This window comes from Thalassotalea sp. ND16A, assembly GCF_000764205.1.
Taxonomy (GTDB): domain Bacteria; phylum Pseudomonadota; class Gammaproteobacteria; order Enterobacterales; family Alteromonadaceae; genus Thalassotalea_A.
On record NZ_JQDZ01000030.1, the window covers coordinates 38,600 to 56,705 of the forward strand.

An 18,106-nucleotide genomic window follows, 5' to 3' on the forward strand; every position below is an offset into this window, starting at 1 on the left:
AAGTATTCATTTTTTTCCCGTAGTAGCGGCGATTAATTTGCCATTTTTAAAATAACACTCTTAAATATTAAGAACAGTTGTTTAGATAAATTATAGTTATGACGTCGTTATTGCCGGTTAAATCTACATTGTTTGCTTTAAGCTTAATTGCCAGCCAAGTTCTTGCAGAACATACTCCGCCTGTGCGATGGGCAGACATAAGCTCCACTGCAGTTCAAATTCAAAATAACAGCACAGTAACAGATCCTGCGGTAAATCTTAAAGCCAAAAAATCCCGGTTATTAGCTGCGAGTCATCAGGCTTTAGCCAAGCAAATGAATTTTGCTAAGTTGCAGCTTGAGATGCCATTACCCAATGGCCAATCGGTGATTTTCAACTTACAGCAAAATAGTGTTCTTCCGGATGGACTCGCGGCTAAGTATCCTTCAATAAGGACCTTTACTGGCGAACAAGATGGCAACAACAATAATCGTGGTCGTTTTGATATTACTGAACATGGTTTTCATGCTGCGTTTAAGTATAACGGTGAAACTGTTTATATTGATCCGCTGCAAAATGCCAGTAATGAGCACTATGTGAGTTATTACAAAAAAGATGCGTTGCCATTAACTGACGTAATTGCTGACTCTACCAAGCAACGCCGGGTTAAACAATTACCAGCAGAGTTAAGTGCATTGGTGGGTAAAAGTACAGGGTTGCCATCAATAAACAAACGTTATCGTATCGCCTTTTCCACGTCGGCAGAATACAGCGTGTTTCATGGCAATAGTAAAGCAAAAGTATTAGCGGCTATCGCAACGTTAGTAAACCGGATGAATGATGTCTTTAGTCGAGATTTGGCGGTTGAATTTATTCTGGCCGAAAACTCTGATGCGGTGATTTTTTTAGCGCCACAAAATCCTGACGGCAGTTATGATTATTCCCAAGATCCATTTGATAATACCGACAATGGGGTATTTGATAACCCAGCAGTGGCAGAACAATATATTGGTAACGCAAATTATGACATTGGCCATGTGCTAACCACTGGCGCCGGCGGTTTGGCCGGGGTTGGCGTAGTTTGTGATAACGATGACTTTATTGATGCGGGGGTAAATTATGGTGGCCCATGGAAAGCGGTAGGGGTAACCGGCAGTGCGGCGCCAACCAATGACAGTTTTTATATCGATTTTGTCGCCCATGAATTAGGCCATCAACTGGGCGCCGATCACAGTTTTAATTCACTTAGCGCGGCATGCTCTGGTAATCGCTGGGCAGCTTCGGCCTATGAGCCGGGCAGTGGCTCAACCATTATGGCGTATACCGGCATTTGCGCGCCGACAAATTTACAAACAAGTTCGGATGATTATTTTCATGTGAATTCAATACTAGAAATGCGGGATTTTTTGCTTAATTCTCCTGGTGGTAACAGTTGTGGCGCTGTGTTTAGTTCAGAGAATCAAGCCCCTGTTGTTGATGGCGGCAATGATTATAGTATTCCGGCCAATACCGCATTTACCTTAACCGCACAAACCTCAGATGCTGATAATGACCCCATTGATCACACCTGGGAGCAGTTGGATTTAGGCAGCGCATCGTTTTCTCCTGATTCCATGGTAGATGATGGTAGCAGGCCATTGTTTCGTTCCTTTAAACCGAACACTGATCCTACTCGAACCTTTCCACAACTGAGCAGTGTACTCTCGGGACAACTGGTGATTGGTGAGAGCTATGCAACGACGACGCGCGAGTTAAATTTTAAAGTCACTGCACGCGATAACCAGGGGGGCGTTGGTATTGATCATGTGGTGGTGAATGTCATCGCCTCTGCCGATACATTTATGATCACCACACCGGTTAATGATGACTACTGGCCTGAGCAAACGAGTAGTTTAGTTCAATGGGATGTTGCTAATAGCAATGACGTTAACGGGGTGAATTGTCAATTTGTCGATATTGAATTTTCCGCCAACGGTGGCCAGAGTTTTGATTATAACTTAGCGGAAAATACAGCAAATGATGGCGAGCACACGATTAATACGCCACAGGTTAATACCGACAGTGGCCGTATTAAAATAGCTTGTGCAGACAATGTGTTTTTTAGCGTATCAACCACCGATCTGGAGGTATTTAATAGCAATGCGCCGAATGTCATTCCACAAATCACCGGACAAACAACTCTGGTTATCCATGAAGACATGGATATAGAAATACTGTTGAGCCATATCGTTGTGACCGACAGTGATAATCGCTATCCCGATGAATTTACCTTAACCATTGCCCCGGGCAGTAACTACACCCTTGTTGATAATACCGTGATTCCCGAGGAAGACTTTTTTGGTGAATTACCGGTGCTGGTGACAGTGCATGATCGAGAAGATGCCAGCGATGAATTTGGCTTTATCATCAACGTACTCTCCGTTAATGATGCGCCAATTGCCGTCGATGATGCCTTTAGGGTTAAGTATCAAAGTAGTGCCAATACCCTTAATGTGTTGGCCAACGACACTGACATTGAAAATGAGCCATTATCTATCGTGTCCTACAGCTATGAAGGTCTGGGCAGTGTAGAAATTGTCAATAACCAGATAAGTTATACCGCGCCAGGTGAGTATAGCGGTACGGACGTTTTGAGTTATCAAACAGCCGATGGTTCAGGGGGCTTCTCTACTGCGCAGGTTACTGTAACCATAGCGCCAAAGCCAAAGTCGGGAGGAGGAACTTTGCTTTGGCTAAACCTGTTCTTAATGCTGTTCATCGGCCATCGAAAGATGAGCAATTATTTGACTTTGATGCATGGGAAGAGGTATTAACAACCTAAAACATTGCAAATAAGCTTACGGCTAAAATGGTTGCTACTAATGGCAGTATGACGGTTAACGCAAAGATAGGACCATACGCGCTCGCATGGCTCTCACCGCAAATCGCTCTAACCGTTGTCACAATATAGCCGTTGTGCGGCAGAGAATCTAAAGCTCCTGAGCTAATGGCGACTACGCGATGTAACTCCCCGGCATCTACGCCGGCGTTTAAATAATGGGGCGCAAGCTCAGGTAGCGCAATTGACTGGCCGCCAGAAGCTGAGCCGGTGATCCCGGCGATGACTATTATCGCCACTGAAGCGCTAACCAGGCCATCACCCGGTAAAGACATAACGGCTGTCATCGCCACGTCAAAGCCGGGAGTCGCTTTGGCAACGGCGCCAAAGCCGACAACCGCACAAGTGTTGCCAGTGGCGATTAAGGCGGAATAAGCCCCTTCATGCAACGCTTTAGCGGTATTGTTAAAGTGCTTGAGATTTAATAAGTAAGTTAATATACAGCCGATAAGCAAGGCTAATACCAGAGCATTTTGATGGAATGCTTCATGCGCTAAAAAACTGATTAACACGATTGAAACCAGGGGCAGTACCGATGTGAGCAAATACGGCAAATGACGGTCATCTGGATGTGGGTCACCGTCCCGGTCAACAAAATGTTCACCATTGATTAATGCGGTATTCATCATACGTTTTAACCAAACGTAACCGACGAGTGCCATAAATATCGCGATTGGAATACTTACTTGCCAACCCGCCCAGGGGGAAGTGTGCAAATATTTGATGGGGATCCAGTTTTGAATTTCAGGTGAACCGGCGCTGGTCATGGTAAACGTTGCCGAGCCAAAGGCTAAACAGGCCGGAATGAAGCGTCTTGGTAAATTTGCTTCTCTAAACAAACTCAAAGCAATAGGATAAGCGGTAAAAGCGACGACAAATACACTAACGCCACCATAGGTCAGCACCGCACATGCCAAAACGACAGCAAGGGCGGCACGTTCACTACCAACATGGGTCATGATGTAATGCGATATTTTTTCGGCCGCGCCACAGTCTTCCATCAGCTTGCCGAAGATACTGCCCAATAAAAAAACCAAAAACCAGGAGGCGAAAAACCCGGTAAAGCCTTTCATATAGGTATGGGTAAACCCGTGTTGCTCTACGGTGCCAATATCAAAACCGCTAAAAAAGGCAAGGATAAGCGCACAAAACGGGGCAACTACGATTAGGTTGGCACCACGCATGGTTAGCCAGATAAGTAAGGCAAGGGTAAGGATTAAAATTAATAGGTCCATTGTTTTTATTCTTATTAAAATGTGACAAATTAAATACTTGGCCTATAATAAATTTCTACACAGTCTGACTTAAGGGAGTTAAGATGAAAACTGGAACGGTAATTTATTTAAAAGAACATAGCAGAAATTTGTCATTAGATGAGCTAATGACGGTAATGCAAAAAGACAAAGCCAAATGTGTGATCATAGATATTGAGCAATATCGACAAGAAAACTTGGCCTTGCATGAGTTAATGCAATTAGCTGAGAAAAGCCTCTCTAATCAAAATTAACCGTTTTTTTGCCTTCTTGCTCAGCGGCTAAAAGTTTCTCGGCTTTGAGATCTTTACCTTCCATAAGAAGCAGTAAATCGGCGAAAGCTTTACGTAATTTTTGCGTTAATGTGCGCGGGAAGGATGTTCGGTTTCTGGTTGCGATAGTATCGGCAACATAAATACTTTTAAATTCTTTTTCGATAGAGTCGATATCGTTAATATCAAGCGTTCGGTGGGTATAATTCATCTCTTTAAGGTACTGATTGTAAAGTTCTACAACTTGCTCTTTCACTTCATTGATTCTATCCATAATAATCCTCAAGCTTTTTTATTTTATCCTTTAATCTACATTACAGGTTTTTTTAAAGATGTCTATGACATTCAAGTAAATAGTTAAGGCAGTGTTAGATCATACAATTAGATAGGGATATTTTAGGGAGCTTACACGAACGGTTAAGCTCCCTCAGGTGATAAAGTTAACGGACAAGCATTAGAACAAACGGTTGATCCCATTTAATGCCGCAACTCGGAAGGCTTCTGCCATAGTCGGGTAGTTAAACGTGGTTTCAATGAAATAGTCTATGGTGTTGCCGCCATTTTTTTGTTGCATGATCGCTTGGCCAATGTGGATAATTTCGGCAGCATTTTCACCAAAACAATGGATACCCAAAATTTCTTTGGTTTCACGATGGAACAGTATTTTCAAAGAGCCGACTAAAGAGTTGGCAATTTGCGCCCGCGCTAAATGTTTAAATTGCGCGCGTCCTACTTCATACGGAATTTTCGCTTCGGTAAGCTCTGATTCTGTTTTGCCAACTGAACTGATTTCCGGAATGGTATAAATGCCGGTAGGTATATCGGCAATGAGTTTACCGGCACTGTCATTGTTGGTAATCGCGGTGGCGGCGATTCGACCTTGATCGTAGGCGGCGCTGGCTAAACTTGGGTAGCCAATCACATCACCGACGGCATAAATACTGTCCACTTCGGTTTGGTAGGCGCCATTGACTTTTATTTGTCCTCGGCCATCGGCAGTTAAACCTGCGGCGGCTAAGTTCAATTCAGCAGTATTACCGGTGCGACCATTAGCAAACAGTAAACAGTCGGCTTTCATTTTTTTACCCGACTCTAAATGGACAATAATGGAATTATCGGTGGTTTCCACTTTTTCCATTTGTTCGCCATGGCGGATGACAACGCCATTATTCCATAGGTGATAACTTAATGAATCAGACATTTCGTCATCGAGGAAGGATAATAACCGATCGCGGGTGTTGATTAAGTCTACCTTAACGCCCAGTCCTCTAAAGATAGAAGCGTATTCACTGCCAATAACACCGGCACCATAAATAATAATGTGTCGAGGATCGTGCTTTAACGAAAGAATACTGTCAGAGTCGTAAACTCGAGGATGATTAAAATCGACCTCATCAGGGTGATATGGGCGCGAGCCAGTGGCAATGATGATATTTTTCGCACTGATGATCTCAGTCGAACCGTCTGCTAATGTCACCTTGACCCGATGGGCATCAACAAATTCTGCTTGTCCATGAAAATTAGTAATTCGATTTCGATCATAAAAGCCTGAACGTAAACGCACTTGTTTATCGATTACCGAAGATGCGTGGCTTAAAATATCAGGAAAAGTAAGATGTTTGGGCTTATCGTTATTGGTAAACAGCGGGTTTGAGTTGTATTGGATCAGCTGCCTGACCGATTGACGTAACGCTTTTGAAGGAATGGTCCCCCAATGCGTACAGCCACCGCCAACTTGTGCGTAGCGTTCAATAACGGCAACCGTTTGGTCTTGTTTTGACAGCTTCATTGCCGCACCTTCACCACCAGGACCTGTGCCGATGATTATCGCGTCAAAATCGTATGTAGCTTTGCTGTTATCTGCACTCTTTTTTTGTTTAGCCAATGTGATTGCCTTTAACCCCTGGGGCGAATAAAAATAATTAAAAGGATTATACAATAACAAGCACAGTTTTAATAAAGTAAAAAGACATATTTATTCAGAAAGTTTGAGTGAAAACAATTATCTAATCAAAAGTTTGGTGACAGAACCTTGATTGTTCTGAGCTAATACCAGTTCGTGTAATGATGTGATCAATTGAGAATGATATAGAAAGCTTTAGAACAACTGAAATTTTGAATAGATAGTTATTCATATCTTTTTGAAATTTCAGGAAGTTATCAAGCTTTATATACATTCCCGAAGGGGAACTCATGTGTTGTTTATATGAGTTGCTCAATGAGCAGATCATTATACGGATTGGTATAAAGTAAGAACCCTGTTTTTTTTGAGAGAAATGAGCAAATCAAGGTAGGCATTTTGTCGACTTTGACTATACTTATTTTGGATTAAATATCCCGATGAAATTTGGCCATACGATTTACTGTTTGTTTGCAAAAAAAAGGATAACGATGCCGTTATTAAAATTTATTAGAGCCCAGGACAAATGCTGGCAACGAGTCTGTTGTGAATTGTCTGCGGGCAAAAAACAAAGTCACTGGATTTGGTACGTTTTTCCACAAATCGCCGGGCTAGGGCACTCAATAAATGCGGAACACTATGCCATCGAGTCGGCAAAACAAGCAGAAGATTACTATAAGAACCCGAAATTAAGATTACGGTTAAAGGCGGCTACCGAGAAAGTACTCAATCACCAGGATAAATCATTGCACGATATTATGGGCCACCCTGATGATCTTAAATTTATCTCGTCTATGACCCTGTTCTACTTGGTCAGTCAGGAAGATATTTTTAAACAGGCGTTAGATACCTTTAATCATGGCGAGTATTGCCATGAAACCGAACGCTTTCTAGCGTAATAATAAATAAATTGAGAGCAGCCAAAATGGCGCGGACAGAAATAAAAAGGATAATGATTGTTTGACCCAAAAAAATTTGGTGTTGACTATCTGAGCATTGATATAACACTGGTTGAACAAGTCTTCGAGGTATTGCTCTTCGGTTAAATGGTTAATTTTCTGCTTATATTCGCTGAACGTTAGTTCGGTTATACCGACAAAAAATATCACCGAACCGGTGGAGGCTTTTACCCTGGGAAAAGATGCAACGGCAATTAACACTATGCTGATTATTAGAGCTATGGTCGCGATAATCGTCACCGCATAACCAAAACCATTCATCTCAGTTATTTTACTCGTCATCGCGGCTAACACGGCCAACATGGCGGTTGCAATTGGCAATATCAATGATACTCTGGAGTCGGCCGCCCTGATCCAAAACAGCAGTCTAATCAGTTCTTTTTCCAACAAATCAATCTGATTCATTTGCCACCTAAACTTTTACCCTTAATGCTAAGGGGATGGAGTACGTGCGGTGCAAAAAATAACAATATTTAGCATCCTCATTTTATTCGACTTGGTTTTAGTATAAGTGCAATTTTTTGCAAAACCCTAATACCAATCAATTTGGTAGGAAAGAATAATTTCTAGTCATAACTTTAATGTGCTGGAAGAATTGAAATTTTCAATATACTTTGCAAGATCGGACTAACACTTCAGTTTGACTTGCTGACCTAAGCGGTCAATATTTTCAATCTGATAGCCTTGTTCTTGGCCATGGCGACGGGCCCGAAATTTTGGCGCTGCTAAATGAATATTAGAACGGTAAAATCCATTGAGCATTTATAATATCCGGCTCACCGTTTATTAGTGACAGCAAGTAGCCGCCTTTGGTGAGGAAGCGCTGACCAGGACCTAAACTCGGTCTCGGATAGTGAGGAAGATAAACAGCCACCCCGGGAGAATGATCAAGCATCTCTAGTAAATAGTCTCTCAACCGATAACGACGAACATGATTAAGTGCATCGCTGGTCGCAAAGCTGGCGAAAAATGCTTCTGCCTGTAATTTGGGATAGCGGATTTTGATGCCGTGCAGCTTGGCCCAAACTTTAAACCGTCTCATAGCAGAGTCAATTTTTCCTGGCAGCTTGTAGGGATGGGCTACCAACAAAGAATCTTTCGCAAGCGGAAAATCCCCGAGCAGATTACGCTGTAATAAGGTCGAAGAAAGATAAATATTTCTTGCTGGCAAAAGTTGTGTGATCTCATTCAGTTTTTCCCGAGCCAACCATAAAATAATATCGCTCAGTGGTGATTTTTTTAACTGCGCGATCAATTTCGAAACCGGCATCGGCTCTTGACAATCAAAAGAGATATTTTCTGTTTTGAGCTTCTGTTGTGCAAGTGCTGAAGTTAAAAATTCGGAGGCACGTGCCCCTATGGCATCACAATAAAACTGTATGGTTTTTGAGCCCTCTTGCCTGACTTTTGGCACAAATTGCGATGATATATGCTCGGAAATTAACTCTGCTTCCAGTTTTATTCCCTTAGAAAAATGAAACGTGTAGAAGTCATTTTGTTCTGCATCCGGCAGATCTGTACTGGGAAACAGACAGGGAATTTTATTATTTTCGCAAAAACGACCTACTGGTGCCCATGAGCCGGAGGTCAAGCCACTCATCAGCGCAAACACCGGTTGAGTTTGATAATAATTTCTAAGCTGTGCTGGCCAACTTTGCCTATCTCCCTTAAGTGTCCAAATATCGAGGATCCACTCACGGTACAGACTCGGCAATTTTACCTCTGGTTTGGTACCGCGATTGGGACGCTGACTTTCCAAACGGGTCTGACGATTTATCACTTTAACATAGGTACTTAGTACATCAACAACCGCTTTGCGCTGTTCAATATCGATATCTTCTGAAATGACAGTGGCTAATCGAATAACTTTATCGTCCAGTCCGGGCATCGGCTCTGCAGACAATCCCTCCAGATAAACGGCGAGTTCTTCGATATCATTATCCGGTAGAACAAAACGAGGCATTAATGGATCTAGCAATCGACCGGATGAATCGATGCCTTCACGCAACACTCTAGCGAGGGTTTTGCGGTCATAGGCAGGACGTTTGTGAGAGCCTGAAAATAATAATTTCCCAGCAATTGACGGAACCACATATTTTCCTTCCGCTGCTCCCATGCCACTTCGGCCATGACAGCTCTGACAATTGAATTGTTTACCAAGAATCGCAATATCACCAGCCACAATGGCGGTCATTTGATTTCCCGAGGAAAGGATCCCTTGACGATATAAAATTTGTCCAGCACTTGGGGTTAACTGATTGGCGGCATCAACAGAGGAACAGAACAAGCCAATCAGAGCAACGCAGCGAATGATCATAATCTGCAGAAAATTACTGAGAATAAATCGATCCATTTTTCGTCTCAATTTAATAGCCGGTTAGTGACTATATTTGCCAAATCTGCTGCCCCTGCTAAACCTTCAACTCTGATCCATGAAGGGCTGTCTGGGCTCTTCAGTAATGTTAGTGGTTGGTGGTTCATTTTCGATCCAAAATAGGCATCGAATCCACGCACAACTTTTTCAATATCGCCGCCGCTGCCGGTCAGGAAAGTCCAGTTAGGGTAGGCACCGAAAAGCTGTGAATATTTTCGCAGGACATCGGGACGATCGTACTCCGGATCAATAGAAATAGAAATCAATTGTAATTTTGATGCCCGTTCGCCTAACTGCATCTGCATCTGTGCAAAAGTAGCCGTCATCACCGGACATATTGTTGTACAAGTGGTAAAAATGAAATTTAGCGCAATGGGGTGAGAGATATTAAGAAGGCTGGATAGCTTAATCTTCGCCCCCAGACTATTAATTAGATCGACATCGGGAATTGAATATCGACTAGTTGAAACGGAAATACTGGTTTTGCTCAACGCCGCCCGATGGGCCGCATGTTCGTCATGCTGTTTATTTTTTTGCTGACGCTCTGATGTTGCGGTGATTAGGCTAGACTCTGGCTCACCGGGGTCCCCTTGCGGGAGTTCGGCGTAACTAAATATGTACTGCTGCTTCCTTGCATCGTCGACCATAGTTACCATTTCCTCACCCGCCAGCAGATAACCGCATTGGATGCCATTCCCTGATGGATACAACACCGTGATTGCCGGGCACTGGACGTAGCTATTGCTATCTTGGGCGCTCGTAGTAAGCGCTACGAATTGCAGGAAGAACATTGCTGCACTCAACCCACTGATAATAATTTTCATCGTATCATTCATCGCCTTGTGCCCATTGAATTACTGTGCTCATCGACATTTCGCTAATCCTCATTAATATTATTTCTTTCGTATGGTTACAATAATCTGTGTTACTAACTCCTCTATAACTATTTTTAGACTATCCAGGTCATGTTCAACAATGGGCAAGTTACGCAATCGTGGGTAGATATTATCTCCCTTGGAGAATCTTAGAGCGGTATGAGAGGTTGGATAGGTATTGTGCAATTTATAGCGGGTCAAGCAGGAAGAAAAATAACCGGAGCATATTTTTGTATAAGTTGGTGGGTTAAGTCAATATTTTGAAAAACGATGCACCATACAGCATGGCCACTGTTTACCCTGTTGCGCTGACTAATAATCTCGGCTCAATGTTTTGATTGTTTCATAATATCAGTCAATACTTTCAAACATCCTTTATTCTTGGAGAAAACCCATGACATCACATTATTTATTGAACAATTTATCAGCTGTGCCACTAGAATCGGCGTCCGAGGCACAAGCTTTGATTTTGAATCAGGCAAAAAAACAGGTCGGTTTTATCCCTAACATGTATAGCAATATGGTTAACCTGCCAGCCTTGCTTGACACTTATTTACATGGTTACGGTTTATTTCGTGAGAGCAGTGATTTAACTCCAGCCGAGCAAGAAGTGGTATTTCTGGCTATCAGCAAAGCCAATAATTGTCACTATTGTATGGCAGCACATAGTACATTGGCAGCCAATTACTCGGGGGTAGCTGAAGATGTTTTAACTGCCATACGCGGCGGAGATGTCATTAACGATACTAAATTGGCAGCGCTATATGCCATGGCTGTTGAAGTTAACGATAGTCGAGGCCGACCAGACGCCGCAAGTGTAAGAACCTTTTTACAGGCAGGGTATACCGAGCTCCATCTACTGGCGATTATTCTGGCGGTATCGGTAAAAGTGCTGAGCAACTATAGCAACCATCTTTTTAATACCGAGGTCGATGACGTTTTTGCAACGTATAAAATTACCTAAATTAACCGCCTGCGATTATGATAAGCACAGCTCAGGCATTGAATACTTTGATCAGAGTGAGTCTTTGAAATTTCGGGTATTAAAATGATGGGGAGCGAAAGAAGATGGTGCTCGCTGCTGGACTCGAACCAGCGACACCTTGCATGTCATGCAAGTACTCTAACCAACTGAGCTAAGCGAGCGTATCTTTTTTGCGGCGTTGTTTACCATAACGGATGTTTTGCAAGACAACGGCGCTATGTTAGCCAGTTGTTTTAGCTGTTGCAAGTGCTTTTCAACACATTAATTGTTTTTTTGGTTTGAATGGATAAAACTTATACAATTACACACTTTTCAGACAGATAACGCCTAGATAACGACTACGGTATAATAACCGTACCCTTGGGGAGTATTCCCAATTCTGCCCGTTTTTGAATCACTTTTAAGCGCCACGCTAATAATATTGCCGCTGTGGTTAAGCCAAAAATAAACCCAATCCAGAAACCGTAAGGACCCGTTTGTGGTACCACCCAATCGGTGACCCCTAAAATCAAGCCAACCGATAAGCCAACCAGCCAATAGGAGACAAAGGTGATGTATAAAATGGCTTTGGTATCTTTATAGCCACGCAACGCGCCGGCAGAGATCACCTGAATGAAATCGGAGAACTGAAACAGCGCTGCTAAAAACATTAATTTGGCGGCAAGCGACACTACCCCGACATCATTGGTATAAATTAACGCGATTTGTTCTCTAAAGATGATGGTGCCGGAGGCCGTGAATAGGGCGATAATAAAGCCCAGTATCATTGAGTTGGTACACATGTCTTTGGCTTGTTGCAGTTTATTTTCGCCCACGGCAAAACCTACTTTTATGGTAACCGCCATGGCGATAGATAACGGCACCATAAATACCAGACCAGAAAAGTTAATGGCCACTTGGTGGCTGGCGACAATTTCGGCGCCAAACGGGGCAAGGATTATGGCCACAACGGAAAACAACGATACTTCAAATAACAATGATAAGGCGATGGGAACACCCAACTTAAGCACGTTGCTGATTTCACCAAAATCAGGCCAGCTAAGGCTTTTAAATAAATTGATGTGGGAAAGTTTTTTCGAGGTATAAACATAAATTAACATGCCGATAAACATGGCCCAATATACTATTGCTGTTGCTATACCACAACCCGCGCCGCCTAACTGTGGTGCACCAAATTCGCCATAGATAAATATGTAGTTGGCAGGGATGTTAATGAGCAAGCCGATGATAGAGATTATCATGGTCGGTTTGGTATAGCTTAAGCCCTCGGCAAAATTGCGCAATACCACGTACAAACAAAACCCTGGGCCACCCCAAACGATATAGCCCAGGTAATCAAACATTAACCGTTTGAGTTCCGGCTCTAAGGTTACGCTAGTTTCAATTACCGGGATGAATAAGTAATAGGCAATGATCACTAATATCGAAAGGATTAATGCTATCCAGCCGGTTTGTATCGTTGAATGGCCAATGTTGGTAAACTTTTTTGAACCGGCAAATTGCGACACAATGGCACTGAGTGCCATGATCACCCCATAAATGGTTAATATGATAGGTAACCAAATACTGCTGGCAACCGCAACGGCTGCCATGTCGGTAGCGCTCACACGACCTGCCATTACCGTGTCGGCAAAACTCATTAAATTTTGGATTAACTGGGCGATTAAAATAGGGTATGCCAGTTTTAACAAGTCTTTGGTGTCAGTGAAAAATTTATCTAGAGTCATGGCCATAAAAATTGGATAATAAATACTTAACGATGAAAATGAAGTTTAGATCAGAGATGATATATGTTTACAGGAATAGTGCAATCTACTGCACAAGTTAAATCAATAAAAGCCGGGAATAATTTTAAACACTTCGAAATGCAACTGCCAATTGCGCTTATTGATAACCTTGAAATTGGTGCCAGTGTTGCTAACAATGGCGTGTGTTTAACGGCAGTAAATTTTGCCGAAGTTGATGAGGAAACTGCCGTTATTGGCTTTGATGTGATTGATGAAACATTACGAGTGACCAATCTGGATTCACTGGCAGAGGGCAGCACGGTGAATATTGAACGATCGTTAAAGGCTGGTGACGAAATTGGCGGTCATATCGTGTCAGGCCATATTCACACCAGAGCAAGGTTAGTACAACGAGACGAGAATGTGGATAATTGCCGATTGGAATTTAGTTTGGATAGCCAGTGGGCAAAGTATATTTTTGCGAAAGGCTTTATTACGCTTAATGGTTGCAGTTTAACGTTGGGGGCAAAGGTGGTTACCGAGAATGAGTTAACGCATTTTGAAGTGCATTTGATCCCCGAAACATTAGCAAGGACAAACTTGAGCAAACTAGATGTAGACGATTTGGTCAATATTGAAATCGATCAGCAAACCATAACCACAGTAGATTCAATCGAACGCATTATGGCGGAACGTGTGGGTTAATATCCTTGTATATGTTTTATCACTCAGAGAATTAAAACACCTGTTCATCGTCAGCATCTACCATTAACTGAACTTTTTGGTGGTAGTTGTCTATGTGCATATTCATATGGATGTCATTACAACATGAAGGGCAAGATTCATAATAATCTTGATCGCCCTGGCTGATGTCTAACATGACATGCAGGTGATGGCCACAATGTGGGCATTCGATGATTTTTCGGCTAACTTCTTGGGGCATAATTGCCTCCGTAATCGCTATTAATAGTATTATGGAAATCAGTTCTTTTAGTATGGACTTTTTAAATGAACTTGCTTGCCAATTATTGCATTTTTATTGGTTTTTTACGGTGTTTTAGGCTTGCTTTTATTGAAAACTATACTACTCATAGAAGGGCTTGCAGCAAGGTTGGATATACCAATTTAATCAATTTGGTATTATAGGTTTTGCAAATCGTGAATAAAGCTTTGCGCCTGGTCAACATAAATGCCGGCAAACAAGTTGGCATGATTTAAAATGTGGTAACCATTGTATATCTTTTTACGTTGTTCATAGCCTTTGGCTAACGGCAAGGTCTGTTGATATCCTTGATAAAAGTTTGCAGGAAAACGACCGAACAACTCGCTCATCGCAATATCCACTTCGCGGTCCGCGTAATAGCATGCCGGATCATAAATGCAGGGCAAGTTATTGACAAAAGCCACATTGCCTTGCCATAAATCGCCATGCACCAAGGATGGAGTCGGGTGATGGTGACAAAGCAGTTGCTGACATTTATCGGTAATAGCAGAGATGCTGCCATCAAACATGTCATTTTCTCGCAACAGTTGTAATTGATAACCCAGGCGTTGTTCGGCAAAAAATACGCTCCAATTGTGCTGCCATTTATTGGTTTGCACCGTTAAGCCGATATAATTATCGTCACCCCAGCCAAACTCTGCCTGTTGGTTATCGTTATGTAAATTGGCTAAAGCAACACCAAAACTGTGCCATTGTTGATCCGTTATTTGTGGTTTACTGGTATGCATATCTAAATATTCCAGCACCAAATAACTGTGGCTTATGGTGTTACCAACAGTTACCACTTTAGGGACGATGAAATGGTTACAAACCGCTAAGTGTTCGAGCGAGTTCGCTTCGCTTTGAAAGTTGTTTAACCGTTGCTTTTCATTGATTTTGACAAAATAGGTTGTCTGCCCATCGGAAACTGAGTAGCAATCATTAATATCGCCGCCGCTAAGCTGCTCAGTTTGTTCAATCACAAAGCGTTTATTCTGCGCAATAGAAATGTCATCGGCAATTGCTTTCCACATAATTTACCCTTTCGCTATTATTCACTGTCGGCGCTAATGAAGTAGCAGTATACGTCGCTTAAAGTATAGATAAGGATTTAGCTTATGAACGGTTTTATTGTCAACAATCCGAATTTAGATTCGTTATTTTACCGGCCTGAGTTTTTGCAAATTATGCATCGTGGCTTTTATGGATGACAACGAATAGCGATTACTGAGCCATTTCGGCAAGCTTCCTGCGGGATCAAAGCTGCCATGGTAACTCACCTGCAATTGGTTATTGGCCATTAGCGTTGCTTGCCAGCGAACGTTCACATCTTTTACCCGTACATAACCGTCATTTAGTGGCAGGTAATCGTTATAGTCAGTGACAAACAATGCTAATGACGTTGCTGTCTTGGTCTCTATGCTGGTTCGAGTTAACATTTCTCGGGCCGAGACAAAGGCAAAACCATCAAATTTAGTCATCACCACAACACTATGATCGGCAAGAATCATCAATGGTTCGGTAGAGCTCACTTTGTCTAGCCAGGTCGGGGCTAAGTTTTCATTCGTTAATAATTGATAAAAGTCCTCAATACTGGCACTAATCACTACTCTGGCTTTGACTTCATACAAGCCGGTTTCTTTATTGCTTTGGTAACGAATAGAAAGCTGCTGTTGTTGATGGTATATCTGCCATTTGGCGATACTTGCATGACTCACCGAAACTAAGGCTAAGCTGAGGATTAATTTAAAAATTATGCTGTGAAATAAACTTTGCACTTTATCGACCTCTTATCCTGTTCAAATGATTGCAAATCTGCGCCATATCACCTATATTGCACGCTTTCATGCAAAGAATGAATCAAAACTATTCTTACATACATTCAACACCTTTAGGGTGTTTTTTAGTTTTTTACCTTAACCTGAATTCAGGTTATTACAATAAATACAAGTGACATTACGTGTGTGTCACCACTGTTAAGGACATAATAATGCCAGTTATCACTCTTCCTGACGGCAGTCAGCGTAGCTTCGAAAATGATGTTTCTGTAATGGATGTCGCCTTAGACATAGGCCCTGGTTTGGCAAAAGCCACCATCGCCGGTCGTATCGATGGCCAACTTGTCGATGCTTGTGAATTAATCACAACCGACGCCAAGCTGCAATTAATTACCAGTAAAGATGCCGAAGGCTTAGAGATCATTCGTCACTCTTGTGCGCATTTATTAGGGCATGCGATTAAACAATTATACCCAGATACCAAAATGGCGATTGGCCCAACCATTGATAATGGTTTTTATTACGACATCGATTTAGAACACAAATTAAATGATGACGATTTAGCCAAGCTTTCAAAGCGCATGACCGAACTTGCGCGTACTGGCTATGAAGTGGTTAAGAAAACGGGCACTTGGCAAGATGCTTATGACGCGTTTACCGAGCGTGGTGAGTCTTACAAATTAGAAATTCTTGAGCAAAACATCGAGAAAACTGACACTCCTGCGTTATACCATCATCAAGAATACGTTGACATGTGTCGTGGCCCACACGTGCCAAGCATGCGTCACTGTCATCACTTTAAGCTGATGTCTGTGGCCGGTGCCTACTGGCGTGGTGATTCAGACAACAAAATGTTGCAACGCATTTACGGCACTGCCTGGGCAGATAAGAAACAATTAAAAGCTTATATCCAACGTCTTGCCGAAGCGGAAAAACGCGATCACCGTAAAATTGGTAAAACTTTAGATTTATTCCACTGGCAAGAAGAAGCGCCGGGCATGGTGTTTTGGCACAATGACGGTTGGACTATTTATACCGAGTTAGAAAAGTTTGTTCGTGAAAAATTACACGAATACGACTACGACGAAGTCAAAGCACCAATGATGATGGACCGCAGCCTTTGGGAAAAGTCTGGTCACTGGGAAAAATATGCCGATGGCATGTTTACCACCGAGTCGGAAAAGCGTGAATACGCAATTAAACCGATGAACTGTCCAGGGCACGTGCAAATATTTAACCAGGGGTTAAAATCGTACCGTGATTTACCGCTGCGTATTGCCGAATTTGGCTGTTGTCACCGTAACGAGCCATCGGGTTCATTACATGGTTTAATGCGTGTACGTGGCTTTACTCAAGATGATGCCCATATCTTCTGTACGGAAGAGCAAGTACAAGCGGAAGTGACCAAATGTATCGACATGGTTTACGACGTATATGGTTCGTTTGGTTTTGAAGACATCGTGGTTAAATTATCAACCCGTCCTGAAAACCGTATTGGCAGTGATGACATTTGGGATAAAGCCGAAGCCGGTTTGGCCAAAGCATTAACCGATGCCAACATTGAATTTGAATACCTTCCGGGTGAAGGGGCGTTTTATGGCCCTAAAATTGAATTCACCTTAATGGATTGTTTAGGTCGCGCCTGGCAATGTGGCACAGTGCAACTAGACTTTGCTTTGCCGACGCGTTTAGGTGCAACTTATGTAGGCGAAGATAACGAGCGTTATACTCCGGTGATGATCCACAGAGCGATTTTAGGTTCGTTGGAGCGTTTCATCGGTATCTTGATTGAAGAGTACACCGGAAAATTTCCAACCTGGTTATCGCCAAATCAAGTCACAGTGATGAATATTACCGATAAACAAGGCGAATATTGTACTCAAGTGGTAAAAAAACTGAAAGAAAATGGATTTAGAGCAAAAGCGGACTTGCGTAATGAGAAGATAGGCTTTAAAATCCGCGAGCATACTTTAAAACGTGTTCCTTATTTACTGGTTGCCGGTGATAAAGAAATGGAAGCAGGTGAAATTGCTATCCGCACACGTTCAGGTGAAGATTTAGGAAAACTGTCGGTGGATGACTTTATCGCTAAGCTTAGCGAAGAAGTAAAAACACGGGCGTAATTATTGGGTATATACCCTAAG

The 18,106-nt window shown here is 42.4% G+C and carries 16 protein-coding genes and 1 tRNA gene; 6 read left to right on the top strand and 11 right to left on the bottom strand.

The window, feature by feature from the left end:
• The first annotated feature begins 98 nt into the window (after positions 1–98).
• The gene (locus ND16A_RS0118850; protein WP_052072888.1) at positions 99–2,792 is read left to right on the top strand and encodes a reprolysin-like metallopeptidase; all 2,694 of its coding nucleotides are present in this window, start codon (positions 99–101) and stop codon (positions 2,790–2,792) included.
• 4 nt (positions 2,793–2,796) lie between these two features.
• Here the strand turns inward: ND16A_RS0118850 and ND16A_RS14175 are convergent, their stop codons facing one another.
• Entirely contained in the window at positions 2,797–4,092 is a 1,296-nt protein-coding gene (locus ND16A_RS14175; RefSeq protein WP_033076599.1) for a GntP family permease, read from the bottom strand.
• Between the two features lie 83 nt (positions 4,093–4,175).
• On the opposite strand from ND16A_RS14175, the gene ND16A_RS14170 reads away from it, so the two are divergent.
• Positions 4,176–4,364 (top strand): hypothetical protein, encoded by a 189-nt coding sequence (locus ND16A_RS14170; RefSeq protein WP_033076600.1) that lies wholly within the window; start codon positions 4,176–4,178, stop codon positions 4,362–4,364.
• On the opposite strand, the gene ND16A_RS14165 is transcribed toward ND16A_RS14170, so the two are convergent.
• Together ND16A_RS14165 and sthA are read right to left on the bottom strand one after the other, a co-directional pair.
• On the bottom strand, positions 4,351–4,656 hold the full coding sequence (locus ND16A_RS14165; RefSeq protein WP_033076601.1) for a hypothetical protein: 306 nt from the start codon (positions 4,654–4,656) through the stop codon (positions 4,351–4,353). The two genes, ND16A_RS14170 and ND16A_RS14165, sit on opposite strands and share 14 nt — an antisense overlap.
• 180 nt (positions 4,657–4,836) lie before the next feature.
• Positions 4,837–6,267 carry a Si-specific NAD(P)(+) transhydrogenase gene (sthA, locus tag ND16A_RS14160; RefSeq protein ID WP_033076602.1) on the bottom strand — a complete coding sequence of 477 codons (1,431 nt, stop codon included), beginning with the start codon at positions 6,265–6,267 and terminating at the stop codon, positions 4,837–4,839.
• 506 nt (positions 6,268–6,773) lie between these two features.
• On the opposite strand from sthA, the gene ND16A_RS14155 reads away from it, so the two are divergent.
• A complete protein-coding gene (locus ND16A_RS14155; protein WP_033076654.1) occupies positions 6,774–7,181 on the top strand; it encodes a DUF1810 domain-containing protein in 408 nt (135 codons plus the stop codon).
• Here ND16A_RS14155 and ND16A_RS14150 read toward each other — a convergent pair.
• The 3 genes from ND16A_RS14150 to ND16A_RS20110 all read right to left on the bottom strand — a co-directional run bounded on the left by ND16A_RS14150 (position 7,173) and on the right by ND16A_RS20110 (position 10,451).
• A complete protein-coding gene (locus ND16A_RS14150; protein ID WP_033076603.1) occupies positions 7,173–7,646 on the bottom strand; it encodes a Pycsar system effector family protein in 474 nt (157 codons plus the stop codon). The two genes, ND16A_RS14155 and ND16A_RS14150, sit on opposite strands and share 9 nt — an antisense overlap.
• Positions 7,647–7,977: 331 nt before the next feature.
• Positions 7,978–9,594 carry a c-type cytochrome gene (locus tag ND16A_RS14145; RefSeq protein ID WP_152593805.1) on the bottom strand — a complete coding sequence of 539 codons (1,617 nt, stop codon included), beginning with the start codon at positions 9,592–9,594 and terminating at the stop codon, positions 7,978–7,980.
• A gap of 8 nt (positions 9,595–9,602) precedes the next feature.
• Positions 9,603–10,451, bottom strand: a complete 849-nt coding sequence (locus ND16A_RS20110; protein ID WP_081945484.1) for an SCO family protein — start codon at positions 10,449–10,451, stop codon at positions 9,603–9,605.
• Positions 10,452–10,884: 433 nt separating this feature from the next.
• Here ND16A_RS20110 and ND16A_RS14140 point away from each other — a divergent pair, with 433 nt between their 5' ends.
• On the top strand, positions 10,885–11,454 hold the full coding sequence (locus tag ND16A_RS14140; RefSeq protein WP_033076605.1) for a carboxymuconolactone decarboxylase family protein: 570 nt from the start codon (positions 10,885–10,887) through the stop codon (positions 11,452–11,454).
• Positions 11,455–11,559: 105 nt separating this feature from the next.
• Here ND16A_RS14140 and ND16A_RS14135 read toward each other — a convergent pair.
• Together ND16A_RS14135 and ND16A_RS14130 are read right to left on the bottom strand one after the other, a co-directional pair.
• Positions 11,560–11,636 (bottom strand) — tRNA-Val (locus ND16A_RS14135).
• Between the two features lie 177 nt (positions 11,637–11,813).
• Entirely contained in the window at positions 11,814–13,202 is a 1,389-nt protein-coding gene (locus ND16A_RS14130; protein ID WP_033076656.1) for an MATE family efflux transporter, read from the bottom strand.
• Between the two features lie 63 nt (positions 13,203–13,265).
• Between ND16A_RS14130 and ND16A_RS14125 the strand changes: the two genes are divergently transcribed.
• Positions 13,266–13,907, top strand: a complete 642-nt coding sequence (locus ND16A_RS14125) for a riboflavin synthase (RefSeq protein WP_033076606.1) — start codon at positions 13,266–13,268, stop codon at positions 13,905–13,907.
• Positions 13,908–13,938: 31 nt separating this feature from the next.
• On the opposite strand, the gene ND16A_RS14120 is transcribed toward ND16A_RS14125, so the two are convergent.
• The 3 genes from ND16A_RS14120 to ND16A_RS14110 form a co-directional block, all read right to left on the bottom strand.
• Positions 13,939–14,145, bottom strand: coding sequence for a CPXCG motif-containing cysteine-rich protein (locus tag ND16A_RS14120; RefSeq protein ID WP_033076607.1), 207 nt, complete (start codon positions 14,143–14,145; stop codon positions 13,939–13,941).
• A 197-nt stretch (positions 14,146–14,342) separates the two neighbouring features.
• Positions 14,343–15,218 (bottom strand): fructosamine kinase family protein, encoded by an 876-nt coding sequence (locus ND16A_RS14115; RefSeq protein WP_033076608.1) that lies wholly within the window; start codon positions 15,216–15,218, stop codon positions 14,343–14,345.
• A 123-nt stretch (positions 15,219–15,341) separates the two neighbouring features.
• On the bottom strand, positions 15,342–15,962 hold the full coding sequence (locus ND16A_RS14110) for a hypothetical protein (RefSeq protein ID WP_033076609.1): 621 nt from the start codon (positions 15,960–15,962) through the stop codon (positions 15,342–15,344).
• A 212-nt stretch (positions 15,963–16,174) separates the two neighbouring features.
• Between ND16A_RS14110 and thrS the strand changes: the two genes are divergently transcribed.
• Positions 16,175–18,085, top strand: coding sequence for a threonine--tRNA ligase (gene thrS / locus ND16A_RS14105; RefSeq protein WP_033076610.1), 1,911 nt, complete (start codon positions 16,175–16,177; stop codon positions 18,083–18,085).
• The last annotated feature ends 21 nt before the right edge of the window (positions 18,086–18,106 follow it).

What these genes read in the sequence shown, in the direction of transcription:
- ND16A_RS0118850 (WP_052072888.1), top strand. Translation starts at nt 99, where the DNA reads ATGACGTCGTTATTGCCGGTTAAATCTACATTGTTTGCTTTAAGCTTA.
- ND16A_RS14175 (WP_033076599.1), bottom strand. Translation starts at nt 4,092, where the DNA reads ATGGACCTATTAATTTTAATCCTTACCCTTGCCTTACTTATCTGGCTA.
- ND16A_RS14170 (WP_033076600.1), top strand. Translation starts at nt 4,176, where the DNA reads ATGAAAACTGGAACGGTAATTTATTTAAAAGAACATAGCAGAAATTTG.
- ND16A_RS14165 (WP_033076601.1), bottom strand. Translation starts at nt 4,656, where the DNA reads ATGGATAGAATCAATGAAGTGAAAGAGCAAGTTGTAGAACTTTACAAT.
- ND16A_RS14155 (WP_033076654.1), top strand. Translation starts at nt 6,774, where the DNA reads ATGCCGTTATTAAAATTTATTAGAGCCCAGGACAAATGCTGGCAACGA.
- ND16A_RS14150 (WP_033076603.1), bottom strand. Translation starts at nt 7,646, where the DNA reads ATGAATCAGATTGATTTGTTGGAAAAAGAACTGATTAGACTGCTGTTT.
- ND16A_RS14145 (WP_152593805.1), bottom strand. Translation starts at nt 9,594, where the DNA reads ATGGATCGATTTATTCTCAGTAATTTTCTGCAGATTATGATCATTCGC.
- ND16A_RS20110 (WP_081945484.1), bottom strand. Translation starts at nt 10,451, where the DNA reads ATGAATGATACGATGAAAATTATTATCAGTGGGTTGAGTGCAGCAATG.
- ND16A_RS14140 (WP_033076605.1), top strand. Translation starts at nt 10,885, where the DNA reads ATGACATCACATTATTTATTGAACAATTTATCAGCTGTGCCACTAGAA.
- ND16A_RS14130 (WP_033076656.1), bottom strand. Translation starts at nt 13,202, where the DNA reads ATGACTCTAGATAAATTTTTCACTGACACCAAAGACTTGTTAAAACTG.
- ND16A_RS14125 (WP_033076606.1), top strand. Translation starts at nt 13,266, where the DNA reads ATGTTTACAGGAATAGTGCAATCTACTGCACAAGTTAAATCAATAAAA.
- ND16A_RS14120 (WP_033076607.1), bottom strand. Translation starts at nt 14,145, where the DNA reads ATGCCCCAAGAAGTTAGCCGAAAAATCATCGAATGCCCACATTGTGGC.
- ND16A_RS14115 (WP_033076608.1), bottom strand. Translation starts at nt 15,218, where the DNA reads ATGTGGAAAGCAATTGCCGATGACATTTCTATTGCGCAGAATAAACGC.
- thrS (WP_033076610.1), top strand. Translation starts at nt 16,175, where the DNA reads ATGCCAGTTATCACTCTTCCTGACGGCAGTCAGCGTAGCTTCGAAAAT.